The sequence below is a fragment of the Nonomuraea insulae genome (assembly GCF_042656245.1).
The window spans coordinates 15,574-30,518 of record NZ_JBHSPA010000094.1 but is presented as its reverse complement, the minus strand read 5'-3'; the positions used below and the strand labels follow the sequence as shown (position 1 = coordinate 30,518).

General features: G+C 73.7%; 6 protein-coding genes. All 6 read left to right on the top strand.

Going from position 1 to position 14,945, the window contains the following annotated elements:
- Positions 1–177: 177 nt before the first annotated feature.
- Genes ACFPZ3_RS57245 through ACFPZ3_RS57220 form a run of 6 tightly spaced genes read left to right on the top strand, consistent with a single transcriptional unit; the run spans position 178 to position 14,931 of the window.
- Complete coding sequence (locus ACFPZ3_RS57245) at positions 178–3,792, top strand: non-ribosomal peptide synthetase (RefSeq protein ID WP_379522884.1); 3,615 nt, start codon at positions 178–180, stop codon at positions 3,790–3,792.
- Positions 3,789–10,280: an SDR family NAD(P)-dependent oxidoreductase gene (locus ACFPZ3_RS57240; RefSeq protein WP_379522883.1), complete on the top strand. Its 6,492-nt coding sequence runs from the start codon at positions 3,789–3,791 to the stop codon at positions 10,278–10,280. Before ACFPZ3_RS57245 ends, ACFPZ3_RS57240 begins: the two co-directional genes overlap by 4 nt.
- Positions 10,277–11,791 carry an ABC transporter substrate-binding protein gene (locus tag ACFPZ3_RS57235; protein ID WP_379522882.1) on the top strand — a complete coding sequence of 505 codons (1,515 nt, stop codon included), beginning with the start codon at positions 10,277–10,279 and terminating at the stop codon, positions 11,789–11,791. Before ACFPZ3_RS57240 ends, ACFPZ3_RS57235 begins: the two co-directional genes overlap by 4 nt.
- 4 nt (positions 11,792–11,795) lie before the next feature.
- Complete coding sequence (locus tag ACFPZ3_RS57230) at positions 11,796–12,740, top strand: ABC transporter permease (RefSeq protein ID WP_379522881.1); 945 nt, start codon at positions 11,796–11,798, stop codon at positions 12,738–12,740.
- Entirely contained in the window at positions 12,728–13,513 is a 786-nt protein-coding gene (locus ACFPZ3_RS57225) for an ABC transporter permease (protein ID WP_379522880.1), read from the top strand. Before ACFPZ3_RS57230 ends, ACFPZ3_RS57225 begins: the two co-directional genes overlap by 13 nt.
- The gene (locus ACFPZ3_RS57220; RefSeq protein ID WP_379522879.1) at positions 13,510–14,931 is read left to right on the top strand and encodes an ABC transporter ATP-binding protein; all 1,422 of its coding nucleotides are present in this window, start codon (positions 13,510–13,512) and stop codon (positions 14,929–14,931) included. The genes ACFPZ3_RS57225 and ACFPZ3_RS57220 overlap by 4 nt, the downstream gene beginning before the upstream one ends.
- Positions 14,932–14,945 lie beyond the last annotated feature (14 nt).

Here is a 14,945-nt window from a genome sequence, read left to right as displayed (position 1 = left end):
GGGGACTCCCGTCGGTTGATCGTAAAACCCCCAAATCCTGATAACGGTGTTGATAATCATTTTCGTTGATGTTAGACATGACTTCGGCTAATTGGTCGGCGTTTGGCTTGGCGTTCCGTCTACGTTGGTGGAGGTCTGGTGACCCCTTTTCCGCTGGTTGATGTGTCGTGCCCGTCGTTGGGCGAGGTTGTCTCGTGCGTGGCGCAGGTGCTCGGGATAGAGGAAGAGGAGGTGGACCCGGACGCCAGGCTCACGGAGCTGGGTCTGGAGTCATTTACCGCTGTACGGTTGCGGCGCAGGCTGCGCGAGCGCGTCGGCGCGGATCTGCCCATCGCGTCTTTCCTGGGGGAAGCGTCCGCACGCTCGATCGCGCGGCGGGTCACGCCGGAGGACTCCGCTTTTCCCCTCACTGCCGCCCAGTCCGCGTACTGGGTTGGCCGCGATCCCGCGTTCCCGCTGGGCGGCGTTGCGACGTTCTTCTTCCACGAGTACGACCGCCGCGCGGGCGACCGGCAGGCCGATCTCGACCGGCTGGAGCAGGCGTGGAACGTGCTGGTCGAGCATCATCCGATGCTGCGCATGGTGGTCGGCGACGACGGCAGGCAGCGCATACTCCCGTCACCGGGGCCGTACCGCATCGGCCGCACCGACCTGCGGGAGGCGTCCGCCGAGGGGGCCGGCCAAGCGCTCGACCAGCTGCGCGCGGAACGCTCGCATCAGCTCCGATCGACCGATGTCTGGCCGCTGTTCGACATCCATGCCGCGCTGCTGCCCGACGGCCGGACGCGGTTGTTCGTCGGCATGGACATCCTGGCACTGGACATGGCGAGCTGGCTGCTCGTGATGCGCCAGTGGGGTGAGCTGGTCGCTGACCCCGCTGCCCGGCCTGAGCCGTGCGCGACCGACTTCCCCACCGTGGTCAGGGAACGCGAGTCGGACCCGGAGGAGCGCGAGCGCCGAGCATTGGCCGGCGCCTACTGGGCTGAGCGCGCGCCGGACTTGCCGCCCGGACCTGCGCTCCCCATGGATGTGCCGATCGAGGAGGTCGGTGTGCCTAGGTTCGCCCGGCACGAGGGGCGGCTCACGGCCGAGGAGTGGGCGCTGCTGCGAACCCGCGCGGCCGAGCACGGGCTCAGCCCGACCGGCGTGCTGCTCGCCGCGTTCGCTCTCACCCTCTATCGGCGGGGCGCGGCCGACCCCTTCTGCCTGAACGTGACGCTCTTCGACCGCCCTGACCGTCCGGAACTGCGCGACGTGGTGGGTGACTTCACCACCACGGCTCTGGTCGGTATCCCGTTCCCTGACCTGTCACGCTCGTGGACCTTTTCCGAATGGGCGGCTGAGGTTAACCAGCGGTTCTGGACCGATCTGGAGCATCGCGCTGTCTCGGGCGTCGAGGCACTGCGGGCAGTGGGACGCACGAGCGGCGTGCCGGCGCATCCGGTCGTCTTCACCAGCGGCGTCGGGCTTGCCGGCGAGGAGGCCACGGCCTGGCTGGGGGAGGAGGTGTTCGGCGTGTCGCAGACCCCGCAGGTGCTGCTCGACCACATCGTGCGCGACGACGGCGGACCGCTTAAGATCGCCTGGGACGCGGTGGAGACGGTGCTTCCCGAGGAATGGATCCGGGGATGTCTCGACGCCGAGGTACGCCTGCTGCGCGGGCTGATCGACCCGGACGCCTGGACGTCCGCGACCCTGGCCGCCGATCCGGGCTTCCATGCCGATGAGCCGCTGGAGTGCCTGCCGTTCCCCGGGGCTGGGCCGCTGCTCGACGACCCGTGGGTCGAGGTGTCCCGCCGCGACCCCAGCGCTCCGGCCTTGCTGGGGCCCGGCGGCGCGATGACGCACGGTGAGCTGGCGGAGGCGGTCGGCAGGCTGGCGGCAGGGATCAAGCCGGGGAAACCGATCGCCGTCGCCCTCGACAAAGGGATTGACCAGATCACCGCCGTCTTGGCGGTCGCCGCCGCGGGTGCCTGGTACGTGCCCGTCGAACCGTCCTGGCCCTCTGCCCGGGTCGCCGCAGTGTGCGAGCAGGCGAGCATCGCGCACGCGATCGCCGCCGACGGCCCGGTCACCTGGCCCGATGGCGTGACCGTCCATCCGGCCGGCGGTCGCCCGTCTCCGGTCAACGGCCGGACCCTGGAGCGGCCCGTCCCGGACGACCTGGCCTACGCGATCTTCACCTCTGGCTCCACAGGAACGCCCAAGGGCGTGGCCATCGAGCACTGCGCGGCCCGCACCACTGTGGACGACATCGTCGACCGGTTCGGGATCGACCACCGGGACCGCGTGCTCGGGCTGTCGGCGCTCAGCTTCGACCTGTCGGTCTTCGACGTTTTCGGCGTCATGGGTGCGGGCGGGGCACTGGTGCTGCCGGAGGTGGCCCGCCAGCGCGACCCGGAGCATTGGCTGGAGCTGGCCGAACAGCACGGCGTCACGGTCTGGAACACCGCGCCCGCGCTGCTGGAAATGCTCGTCGAGTACGCCGAGCTGGACCTGGGCGAGGCCCGCCGGCAACTGCGCTCGCTGCGCCTGGTGATGCTGTCGGGTGACTGGATCCCGGTCACCCTCCCCGAACGGCTGCTCGCGCTCGCGCCCCAGGCCCGGCTGTTCAGCCTGGGCGGGGCCACCGAGGCGTCGATCTGGTCGATCTCCTACCCGGTGGAGGAGGTGGACCCGGCGTGGAAGAGCATCCCGTACGGGCGGGCGCTGCGGGGGCAGAGCTTCCGCATCCTCGACGAGGACGGCGTGCCGGTGCCGCTTGGCGAGCCGGGGGAGTTGTACATCGGTGGTGACGGGCTGGCGCGCGGCTACCTGGGGGATCCCGAGCAGACGGCGGCCAGGTTCGCCGTGCACTCGCGGCTCGGCGAGCGGCTGTATCGCACGGGCGACCTCGGGCGCTGGCGGTCTGATGGCACCATCGAGTTCCTCGGCCGGGTGGACCGGCAGGTCAAGATCCGCGGGCACCGGATCGAGCTGGGCGAGATCGAGGCCGTGCTGGCACGTGAGCCTGGGGTCAGGGTGTGCGTCGCGGCCACCGTTCGTGGTTCTGACGGGCGGCCGAGGCTGGTGGCGTACGTGGTGGGGAAGGAGCCGCTGTCCGAGGAACGGCTGACCGCGGCCCTGCGGGAGCGGTTGCCGTCGTACATGGTGCCCGCCCGGCTGGTGATCCTGGACCGGTTGCCGGTCACGGCCAACGGCAAGGTGGACCACGCCGCTCTGCCCGACCCGTACGTGCGGGCGAGCCGCCCCGCCGCCGAAGAACAGGTTGAAGTGCGGCCGGACGGCACGCGGGACCTCACGGAGTGGGTGGCCCGGGTTCTTGGCGAGGCACAGGAACGCGGCCTGGAGCTGGCTCTGACGATACGCCCCGGAGCGTCGGCGTCCGCGACGTTCCGGGCGCCGGGCGTGGAAGCCACCCTGGACGTCCCGCCTGTACCCGGGGGCCGGAGCGACGTCCCGGCCGATCCCGAGGTGCTGCGGTCCGTCGCCTCCGTCCTCGAGGAACTCCTGGGGCACCCCGTCGATCCCGACGCCACCTTCTTCGACCTCGGGGCCACGTCGATCACCCTCGTCCTGGCCCACCGCGAACTGCGCCGCCTGGCTCCCGGACTCTCCGTCGTGGACCTCTTCGAACGGCCCACGGCCCGCGCCCTGGCGGCCCACATCACCCGCCGCCCAACGTCACCGGCGCCTGCTCGCGTCGCGGACTCCGAGCCTGCCCGCGACCCGGCGACGGCCCGCGGGCCGCGGCTGCGGGCCCGCGCGCACGCCGAGGAGGTGTCCCGTTGAGCACCGCCATCGCGGTCGTCGGCCTCGACTGCCGCTTCCCCGGCGCGCCCGACGCGGAGTCGTTCTGGCAGATGTTGGTCGAGGGCAGGGAGGGCCTGGCCCGCTTCGACAGGAGCGAACTGCTGGCCAGAGGCGTGGACCCGGCTCTGGCCAGCAGACCGGGATACGTCCCGGTCGGCGCACTGATCGAGGGCCAGGACCAGTTCGACCCCGACCTGTTCGGCATGACCGAGGCCGAGGCCGCGCTTGCCGACCCGCAGCAGCGGCTTTTCCTGGAGTGCTGCTGGCGGGCGCTGGAGTCCTCCGGCCACGGGAGCGGCGTGGGCGCGGGCACGGTCGGCGTCTACGCCGGGGCCGCGCACAGCTCCTATCTCATGGCCAACCTGCACCACCGCTACGACCCCACGGGCGGTGGCGCGGACCCGGTCGGCAGCCTGCAGACGGCGATGGCCACCGTGGCCGACTATCTACCGCTGCACGTCGCGTACCGGCTCGGGCTCACCGGGCCGGCGCTCTCCGTCAACACCACCTGCTCGACCTCCCTGGTCGCCGTGCACGTCGCCGCGCAGGCGCTGCTCAACGGCGAGTGCGACACCGCGCTCGCGGGCGGGGTGTCGCTGACGGTTCCGCAGGGGCACGGCTACCTGCACGTGCCCGACGCGATGTTCTCCGCAGACGGCCGGGTGCGGCCCTTCTCGGCGGAGGGCAGCGGCATCGTCTTCTCCCAGGGCGTGGGGGCCGTCGTGCTGCGCCGCCTGGACGACGCGCTCGCCGACGGCGACGAGATGCTGGCCGTGCTGCTCGGCTCGGCGGTCAACAATGACGGCCCCGACAAGGTCGGTTTCACCGCTCCTTCGGTGCGCGGGCAGGCCAGGGTCATCGCGGAGGCGCTGTCCGTCGCCGGGGTCGAGCCCCGTGCCATCGGGTACGTCGAGGCGCACGGCACCGCCACCCGGCTGGGTGACGCCGTCGAGGTGGCCGCGCTGCGCAAGGTGTTCGGCCCGGCGGGACCGGCGTGGTGCGCGCTCGGCTCGGTCAAGGGCAACATCGGGCACGCCAATTCCGCGGCCGGCATCGCGGGGTTCGTCAAGGCCGTGCTCGCGGTCCGCCACGGCGTCATCCCGGCCTCTCTCGGCGCCAAGCCGCTCAATCCGGCGCTGGAGCTGGACGGCTCGCCGTTCGAGGTTGCGATGGCGACAGGGCCGTGGGAGGGGCCTCGGTATGCGGGCGTCAGCGCGTTCGGCATCGGCGGCACCAACTGTCACGCGGTCCTGGGCGAGCCGCCGCCGCGCCAAGCCGTCCCCGCCGATGGCCGTCCGCAATTGCTGCTGCTCTCGGCTCGTTCCGCCCCCGCACTCACGCAGGCCGCTGAGGGGTTCGCGTCCGCGGAGCCGGCGGATCTGGCCGACGCCGCGTACACGCTGCATACCGGGCGCAAGGCCTTCGCGCACCGCCTCGTCGCGGCCGTCACCGGCCCCGCCGACGTCCCGGGTGCGCTGCGCGCCGCGGTGCCCGTCACTGTGTCCGAGACCGCGCCCCGGGTCGTGTTCGCCTTCCCCGGTGGCGGCGCGCAGTACGCCGGCATGGGCTCCGGCCTGTACGGCGACGAGCCGGTCTTCGCCGAGTCTGTGGACCGGTGCGCCGAGGCGCTGGCGCCGCTCCTGGGGGCCGACGTGCGCGAGCTGATCCTCGCGCGCCGCGACGACCCGGCGGCACGGGCCGCTGCTCGGAACCCCGGAATCGGATTGCCCGCTCTGTTCACCGTCAGCGTCGCCACTGCGGCGCTGCTGGAGTCGTGGGGTGTCGTACCGGACGCCGTGCTCGGGCACAGCCTCGGCGAGTACGCAGCGGCGGTGGTGGCGGGCGCGCTGCCGATGGAGGACGCGGCGTCCCTGGTGGCGGTCCGGTCGACCGGCATGGCTGCGGCCTCGGGAGCGATGCTCGCGGTGTCCCTGCCCGAGGAGGCGGTCGCCGAGTTGCTCGGCCGTCACCAGGACCTCGACCTGGCCGTCGTCAACGCCCCGGACTCGTGCGTGCTCTCCGGGCCCGCCACGGCGGTGGCACGGCTCCACGACGAACTGCGCGAGTCAGGCGTCGAGGCCACGCTGCTGCATTTGGACGCCGCCGCCCATTCACGCCTGATCGAACCCGTCATGCCCGAACTGCGCCGCGCCGCCGAACGTCTCTCGCCCCACACACCGAAGGTGCCGCTGGTGACCACGCTCACGGGCGACTGGGCGGGCGACGCGCTGTCCGATCCCGAGCATTGGGTACGTCACCTGCGTTCCACCGTGCGCTTCTCCGGGGCTGTGCGGACCGCAGTGGGGGAGTCGCTCGCCGTTCTCGTCCAGGTCGGACCCGGCAGCGGGCTGGTCACCGCCGCCCGCCGCCACGGCCTGCCCGCGCTGCGCGCCGCGCTAGCCACCTTTCCGGCGCCCGGCGAGGATCAGCAGGACCGGGCCGCCGCGCTGTCGGCCGCCGGACACCTGTGGACGCACGGCGTGCCGCTCGACGCCGCGGCCCTGCACAGGCAGGGCCGCCGCCGCGTAGCCCTGCCGGGCCACCCGTTCCGGCGCCGCCGCCTGTGGATCGACCCGCCCGCCCCGAGCACGGCGGCGGTGCAGCACACAGGGGAGTTGCTGCAGATCCCTGTATGGCACCGGGCAGTGCCGGCTCCCGCTCCCCGGTTCCCGGAGGGCCAACGGTGGCTGGTCGTCGGCGGATCACCCGAGCTGGCGGAGACCCTGGCGCGAGCCGGGGCCCAGCCTGTCACGGCCGCCGATTTTCCCGGCGCGAGCTGTGCCGGAGCCGTGTACGTCCTCGATCGCCAGGACCAGGAGGAGAGCCTGGACGGGCAGGTCCGCGAGGCCGTCGTCGGCTTCGCGCGCTTCGCCGCCCTGCTCGCCTCCCACTCCGAACCGCCGCGACGATTGCTGCTGGTGACCATCGGGGGCGAACGGGTGGAGAGCTCCGACACGATCGACCCGGCAGCGGCGGCGGTGCGGGCGCTGCCACGCGTCCTCACCCAGGAGAGCCCCGGCTTGACCTGGCGGTCCGTCGACCTCGCCCGTGGTGTCGTGGACGTGCGCGTCGTGGTCGCCGAGGCCGCCGACCTCGTCGCCGAGAACGGGCAGCCCCAGAGCGCGGCCGAGCCGGGGCCCACCGCAGGGGAGATCGCCGTGCGCGGTGAGACGCGATGGCTGCGTTCCTTCGCTCCTTGGCGGCCCACGGCGGCGGTCCCGGCCGAGTCCCGCCGGGGTTCGGTGGCGGTCATCCTGGGCGGTCTGGGCGACGTCGGCTTCACGATGGCCGAGCACCTGGCCGGTCAGGGGGTCAAGGTGGTGCTGACGTCCCGTACCGGGGTGCCCGCGCAGGCCGATCCCGGGAGCCGGGACGCCGAGCGGCTGGCCTGGCTCCGGCGGCTGGCCGGGCTCGGGCTGGAGGTCGAGATCGAGGTCGCGGACGCCGCCGACGCCGGGGCGACCCGCGCGCTCCTGGATGACGTGGCGCGCCGGCACGGGCGGCTCGACCTCGTCGTGCACGGCGCCGGCGTGGTGGCCTCCGCCGGGATCGGGCCGCTGCGGGAAGCCGACGCCGGCGTCGCCGACGCGCACGCCCGCGCCAAGGTCGGTGCCGCCCTCGCGCTGCGGGAGGCCATCGACGCGCTGCCCGAGCAGGTCAGGCCGCACACCGTGCTGCTGATGTCCTCGGCCACCGCCGCCGTCGGCGGGCTCGGCCTCGGCCCGTACGCGGCGGCCAACCGCGCGCTCGACGCCGTCGCCGAGCAGACCGGAGCCGATGCGGGCACCCGGTGGGTCAGCGTGGCCTGGGACGGCTGGCGAGTCGGCCCGGCCGGACGGGAGCGTACGGTCGCCTCGGCGCACTCCATCGGCGCCGCCGACGGCATGCTCTCCCTGGACCGGATCCTCGCGGCCGTCGCCGACGGCAACGCGCCGCCCGTGGTGGCCGTTTCACCCGCCGACCTGGCCGCCCGCCTGGCCTTCGACGCCGCGGCTGCAGAGCACGCTGAAGCCCACACAGAGGGAGAGAGTGGTGACTGGCTCCCGGCGGAGCGGCTGGTAGCCGCGCTCTGGTCCGAACTGCTCGGCTTCCCCGTGACCGACCGCGAGGCGGACTTCTTCTCGCTGGGCGGGCACTCCCTGCTGGCCACCCGCATGCTGGCCCACCTGGCCGACGACCACGGGGTGCCGTTGCGGCTGAGCGACCTGCTGGCCAGGCCGACGGTGGCCGCGCTCGCCCAACTGCTGCCGGACAGCGGGTCCGGCGGGCCGGTCCAGGCCCACGAGCTCGCGGCGACCGGGGAGACCGACTTTCCGCTGACCCGGGTGCAGCACGCGTACTGGGTCGGCGGCGGGAGCGGATACCGCCACGGCGGCACGGCCTGCCACTTCTACCTCGAATACGACTGCCAGGATCTCGACATCCCGCGCTACCAGCGGGCCTGGAACCAGGTGATCGCCCGCCATCCGATGCTGCGCGCCGTCATCACCCCCGAGGGGCGCAACCGGATCCTGGACCGGGTGCCCGAATACCGCATCCGCGTGCACGACCTGCGCGAGGAGGCCGACCCGGCGGCCCGGCTGGCCGCGCTCAGGGAGCAACTGTCGCACCGGACGCCGCGCCCCGACCGCTGGCCGCTGGTCGAGCTGCGTGCCGCTCGGCTGCCGTCGGGCACGGTGCGCCTGTTCGTCGGCGTGGACGTGCTGGTCTGCGACACCGCGAGTTACCTGCTGCTGGACCGGGAGCTGAGGCACTTCTACGAGCACGACGGCGGCCCCGACCTGCCCCCGATCGGCACGGATTTCGCGGCCTGCGTACGCGCCATGGAGGAGCGAGAGTCCGGACCGGCGGCCGAGTACTGGCGGGCCAGGCTCGCAGATCTGCCGGGACCACCCGCGCTGCCCGTGCGGGACGACGCTGCGGCGCCGCGGTTCGCCAGGCGCAGCGCCGCGCTGCCCGCCGAGGTCTGGGAACGGCTCGAGCGGCGGGCCGCCGACCACGCGGTCACCCCCACCGCCGTGCTGCTCGCCGCGTACGGTGACGCGCTGCACGCCTGGTCGGGCAGCGACCGCTTCTGTGTCAACCTCACCCTGTTCGACCGGCCGCGCATCCATCCCGACGTCGGCAAGGTGGTCGGCGACTTCACCTCGCTCCTGCTGCACGAGGTGGACAGGAGGGCTCCTGCCGCGTTCGCCGAGCGCGCACGGGCCGCCCAGCGCAGGTTGTTCCAGGACCTGGACCACCGCGACTTCTCCGCCCTGGACGTGCTGGCCGAGCAGTCGGCCCGCACGGGACGGCTGGCTCAGGCGCCCATCGTCTTCACCAGCGCCCTCGGCCTGGAGGACACCCATGACCTGGACTGGGTCGGCACCCCCGTCCATGGAGTCAGCCAGACTCCGCAGGTGTGGCTGGATCACCAGGCGTTCGTCCAGCGCGGAGAGCTCCTCCTGCAGTGGGACGTGGCCGAGTCCGCGCTCCCGGCGGACGAGGCCGACGCCGCCTTCGACCGGTACGTGGCCGAGGTGCGCCGCCTGGCCGACGACCCCTCGGCCTGGGAGAGCACGTACGGCGACCTGACCCTGCTGCTGCGCGAGGGCACCCATCCGCGGCCGCTGTTCCTTGTGCATCCGTCCGGCGGTGACGTGCTCTGCTACGCCGAACTGGCCCGCCTGCTCGACACCGACCGGGCAGTCGTCGGCCTGACCGACCCTGTCTTCGCCGGCATCTCGCCGCCCGGCGACATGGAGGCCCTCGCCGACCTGTACGTGCGGGCGGTGCGCGCCTGGCAGCCCGCCGGCCCGTACGCGCTCGGCGGCTGGTCCATGGGCGGCACCCTGGCGCAGCTCATGGCCTGCCGCCTGGCGGAGGAGGGCGAGCGGGTCGAGCTGCTGGCGATGCTGGACTCGAACGTCCCGGACCGGATACGCCCGCTCCCCGCCGAGAGACCCGACGTGCACGCGACCGCACGCTACCTGCGCTCCCTGGAGGCGTTCCGCGGCGCGGACCTCGACGTTTCCGCGCCGGACCTGGAGAGGCGCCTGGCGGCGCTGCCCGAGGCCGAGCTGCTGGACGAGGTCTCGGGCCTGTTGCGGCGGGCCGGGCTGCTTGGCGCCCGCGACTCCGCGGCGGAAAGGCTGGAGGTCTTCACCCGCCACCTGCGCATCCTCGGTGAGCATCAGGCCCGCCGCCTCGGTGAACTCCGGGCCCGCCGCGTCAATGGAGACCTGCGGAGCCTTCTCGTCCGGGCCGCACTGCCGTCGCCGCTCAACGGCGGGATCGGCATGGGCGTCGACGACGTGCCCAACCGCCACGACCTCGGCTGGGGTCCGTTCCTGCCTGGGCTCCGAGCGGAGCCGGTCGACGCGCACCACTACTCCCTGCTCCGCGCGCCCGCCGTAGGCCGGGTCGCGGAGTTGCTCGGCGAGCTCCTTCGCGAGCCACGCACCCTTCGGAAGAGGAATCCATGACCTTAAAGCCGCGACGACCTGCCCTGCTGATGATCGCTCTCGCGGTGCTCGTCGCCGGTTGCTCGGCTCCGCAGCCGCCTGCCTCATACGGTGGCAGCACTCTGCGGTACGTGGCCGCGGGCAGTCCGGCCGCCGCGAGCAACGACCCGCACGGCGGGTTGGCCAACGAGTCGGACACGTTGCGCTTCTCCCTGCTCTACGACGTTTTGACGGTGCCCGGGGACGACGGCACGGCCGAGCCCCGCCTGGCCGCCTCCTGGGAGCCGGACCGGACGCTCACCCGGTGGACGTTCCGGTTGCGCCCGGAGGCCACGTTCACCGACGGACGTCCCGTAAGGGCCGCCGACGTGCTGTATTCGCTGCGCCGCATCGAGCGCAAGGCGGCCGAGAACTACGGACGGCTCGCGTCATTCGACACCCAGGCGTCCACCGCGCCCGACGACCACACCGTCGTCCTGGTGAGCAGGACCCCGAACGCGCTCGCGCCAGAGGCGCTGGAATCGGTCACGTTCGTCGTCCCCGAGGGCAATGAGGACTTCGGCAAGCCCGTGCCGGGCTCGGGGCCGTTCCAGATGGCGGGCGGCGACGCCCAGGCCGCCGTGCTGAAGCGCAACCCCCGATGGTGGGGCCCCCGCCCGAGTCTGGACGGCGTCGAGATCCGCGCCGTCGCAGACCCGCAGGCCAGGGCCGCCGCGGTCACCTCCGGCCAGGCCGACGTGGCGGGCAGCGTGAGCCCCGCCGCCGCGAAGGCCGCCGGCACGGATGTCCGGGTGGTGCGCCGCACGCCCGTGACCCAGTACCCGTTCGTGATGCGCCTTGACCGCAAGCCGTTCGACGATCCGCGGGTCCGCGAGGCGTTCAAGCTGGCCGCCGACCGCCAGGCCCTGGTCGACACCGTCTTCCTCGGGTACGGGCAGGTCGCCAACGACCTGCCGACGCCGTACGACGCCTCCTATCCCAAGGATCTGGCGCAGCGGCCCCGCGACGTGGCCCGGGCCAAGGAACTGCTGGCCGCCGCTGGACATGTTGACGGGCTCGAGGTCACGCTGCACACCTCCACCTCCTACCCTGGCATGGACAGCGCCGCCACCCTGTACGCGCGTCAACTCGCCGACGTCGGCGTCACCGCCACCGTGCGCAACGACCCGCCGGACACCTACTTCACGGACGTGTGGAGCAAGGCCGACTTCTACACCGGTTACTTCGGCGGCATCCCCTTCACCGACATAGCCAGAGTCTCCCTCCTCTCCACCTCGCCGACGAACGAGACCGCCTGGACGCGGCCCGCGTGGGACAAGGCGTTCACCGAGGCGCTCGCCGTCCGCGACCACGCCGACCGCAACGGCCGCCTCGGAGTGCTGCAGAAAGAGCTGTGGAAGGACGGCGGGTACGTCGTGTGGGGCCTTGGCGAGGGACTGGATCTAACCTCGCCTGCCGTCCACGGGCTGCCCACGGGGCCCGGGTTCCAGCGCTTCCTCCTCGACGGCGTCCGGCTCGGCGACGCGAGCTGAGCCGATGCGTCTCTCTGCGCCGACGGGGCTGTCCCGTGCCATCCTGGCGCCGTTACGGGTGGTCGTCCTGCTGGCCGCAGTCTCGGTCGCGGTGTTCGCCGCCACTGAATTGCTGCCGGGAGACGCCGCCGACGCCGTGGGCGCCGGCCGAGCCTCGGCGGGGCAGCTCGCCGAGCTGCGCGCCGAGCGCGGGCTCGACCGGCCCGGCTGGGAGCGCTGGGCGGGCTGGGTCTGGTCGCTGGCCCATGGCGACGCGGGCCGGTCATTGCTGACCGGTCGCCCCGTCGTGGACCTGGTCGGCGGGCGGCTGCCCGCCACCGCCGTGCTGGCCGGGTCCGCCTTCGCGCTGACCGCGCTGCTCGTCCTGCTGGGCTGCGCGCTCGCTGGCCGCCGGGCGCTGCGCCGTCCGGGTGACGCTGGCGGCGGCCTGGCGACGGCGTTCACTGCCGTGCCCCAGGTGGTCGTGGCGGCCGCGCTCGCGGCGCTGCTCAGCGGGGTGCTGAGATGGGTGCCGCCGGTGTCCCTGCTGCCGCCGGGCGGCGGTGCGCCGGATCCGTCGATACTGGTGCTTCCGGTCCTGACGCTGGCCCTGCCTTCGGCCGCGTTCGGCGTCGCGCTGCTCGGCGGCGTCGTGGCCGATGCCCTGCGTAGGCCGTACGTGACGGACGCCCTGATCCGCGGGGTGCCAGCCGGTCGCATCCTGCGCCGTCACGTGCTGCCGGTGCTGGCCGGGCCCGCGCTGCGGGTGCTGGCCGTCGTGGTCGGCGGGCTCACTGCTGGCAGCGCACTGGTGGAGACGGTCTTCGGGTACGCGGGGGCGGGCGAGCTGCTGGTCAGCTCGGTGGCCGTCCGGGACACGCCCGTGGTGCAGCTCCTGGGGCTCGGCTCGGCCGCGGCCGTCCTGGTGGTGCTGCTGCTCGCCGATCTGGTCCCGGTGTGGCGGACGTGAGCCGGATCGCGCTCGCGGTCGTCCTTGTCGCGCTGATCCTGCTGGGGCCGGCCCTGGCTCCCTACGACCCGGCCGAACCCGTGACCGCGCCGTGGCAGGCAGGCTCTGCGGGCCACTTTCTGGGCGGTGACGTGCTCGGCAGAGACGTGCTCTCGCGAGTCCTGTCAGGAGGCCGGCACCTGCTGGTCGTCTCGCTCGTGGCGGCGATGGCCGCCACCCTCGCCGGCACGCTCGGCGGGCTCGCGGCCGGGTGGGGCGGATACCGCCTGCTCGCGGCCGGTGCCGACCTGCTGCTCGCCATGCCGGTCCTGTTGCCCGCGCTGGTGCTGGCCGTGTCCCTGCCCGGAGACACGGCGGTCGTCGCCGCCACGGTCCTGGCGGGAGCGCCGCTGACGCTGGGCGTGGTCAGGGACACCGTCGCGGGCGTGCGGGAACGCGGATACGTCCGGGCGGCGCGGCTGCGGGGCGAGCGCACCCCCGCGGTGCTGCTGCGCGAGGTGCTCCCGGCCGTGGCCGGAGTGCTGGCTGCCGACCTCGGGCTGCGCTTCGTCACCGCGCTGCAGCTGGCTTCCGCACTCGCCGTGCTCGGCCTCACCGACGCGCCCGCCACGGGGGACTGGGCCGCGATGCTCCGCGAGAACCTGGCGGGGGCCGCGCTCAACCCCGCGGCCCTCGCGGCTCCCGCGCTGCTGCTCGCCCTGCTCTCCCTGGCCATCGCCGCCGCCGCGCACATCGGGCTTGGCCACGCCTTCGGAACGGGGGACGCCTGGTGACGGCACACGAGGGACTGCGCGCTGACCGGGTCCGGGTCACCGGCCCGGCGGGGCGCGTCGTCCTCGACGGTCTCGTTACCCACGCCGCGCCCGGCCGCGTCCTCGCGCTGACGGGCCCGTCGGGCAGCGGGAAGACCACGCTGCTCAGGGCCCTGCTCGGTTGCCTGCCGCCAGGGCTGCAGCTCACGGCCGGTTCGGTGCGCTGGCGCGGCGGCCCGCTGCCCGCCGGACGGGCCGGCCGCCGCTGGCGGCTCACCCAGGTCGGCTGGCTGGCCCAGGATCCCGCCTCCACCTTCGACCCCTGGCGGCCCGTGCTCGACCAGGTCACCGAGGCCCTCGCCGATCGCGACCCGGTCCGGCGCGCCGCACGAGCCCACGCCGCCACGCTGCTCGAACGTCTTGGCCTCGATCCCGACCTGCATATGAGAACTCCCGAGCGGCTCTCCGGCGGCCAGGCCCAGCGGGCCGCGCTGGCCCGCGCCCTCGCCGGCGACCCACCCCTCCTGGTGCTGGACGAGCCCACCAGCGGCCTGGACCCAGACTGCGCCCGGCTGGCCGCCGAGGCCGTGAACACGCGGCGGGGCGACCCGTCACGGGTCACGGTGCTGGTCTCCCATGACCGGCGCATGGTCGCGGACCTCGCTGATGACGTGACCGAGATCGGCGCCGTCACCCCGCCCCGCCACCCGGCGAGCGTGTTCCGGCGGGCGGACGCGCCCGCGGTGCTGACCGTACGCGGGCTCGTACTCGACCACCCGGCGGGCGGACCTCCGCTCCTCACCGCCGACCTGACCGTGCACGCCGGAGAGCTCGTCGCGTTGCTCGGGCCATCCGGCAGCGGCAAGAGCACCCTGCTGCGCGCTCTCGCCGGGCTGCACGCACCCGCCGAAGGGACGGTATACCTCTCGGCGCCCGACGTCTCGGGCCCCCTCGCACACCTGGCGAGCCGGCGCAGCCGCGCCCAGCTGCGCCGCATCCAGCTCGTCGGCCAGAACCCCCGCGACGAGCTCAATCCCGCCCACCGGGCCGTGACGGCGGTCGCCCGCCCGCTGCGCACGCTCGCAGGCCTGGGCCGCGCCCCGGCACGGGCGCAGGCGCTCCGGCTCCTGGCGGACCTCGACGTGGACGCCGAGCACGCCGCACGCCGCCCGGGACGGCTCTCCGGCGGCCAGCGGCAGCGCGTCGTCGTCGCCCGTGCGGTGGCCCCGGACGCCGCCGTCCTGCTCGCCGACGAGATCACCTCGGCCCTGGACGCGGCCACCGCCACGCGGCTCCTCGACCTTCTCGACCGGCTCCGCGCCGACGGCCTCGCCGTGCTCCTGGCCACACACGACCAGGACGTGGCGGCCCGCGCCGACCGGGTCCTGCACCTGAGCGCCGGAACCCTGCACGAGCAGGACATGAGCGCGCATCCATGAACACCATCCAGACG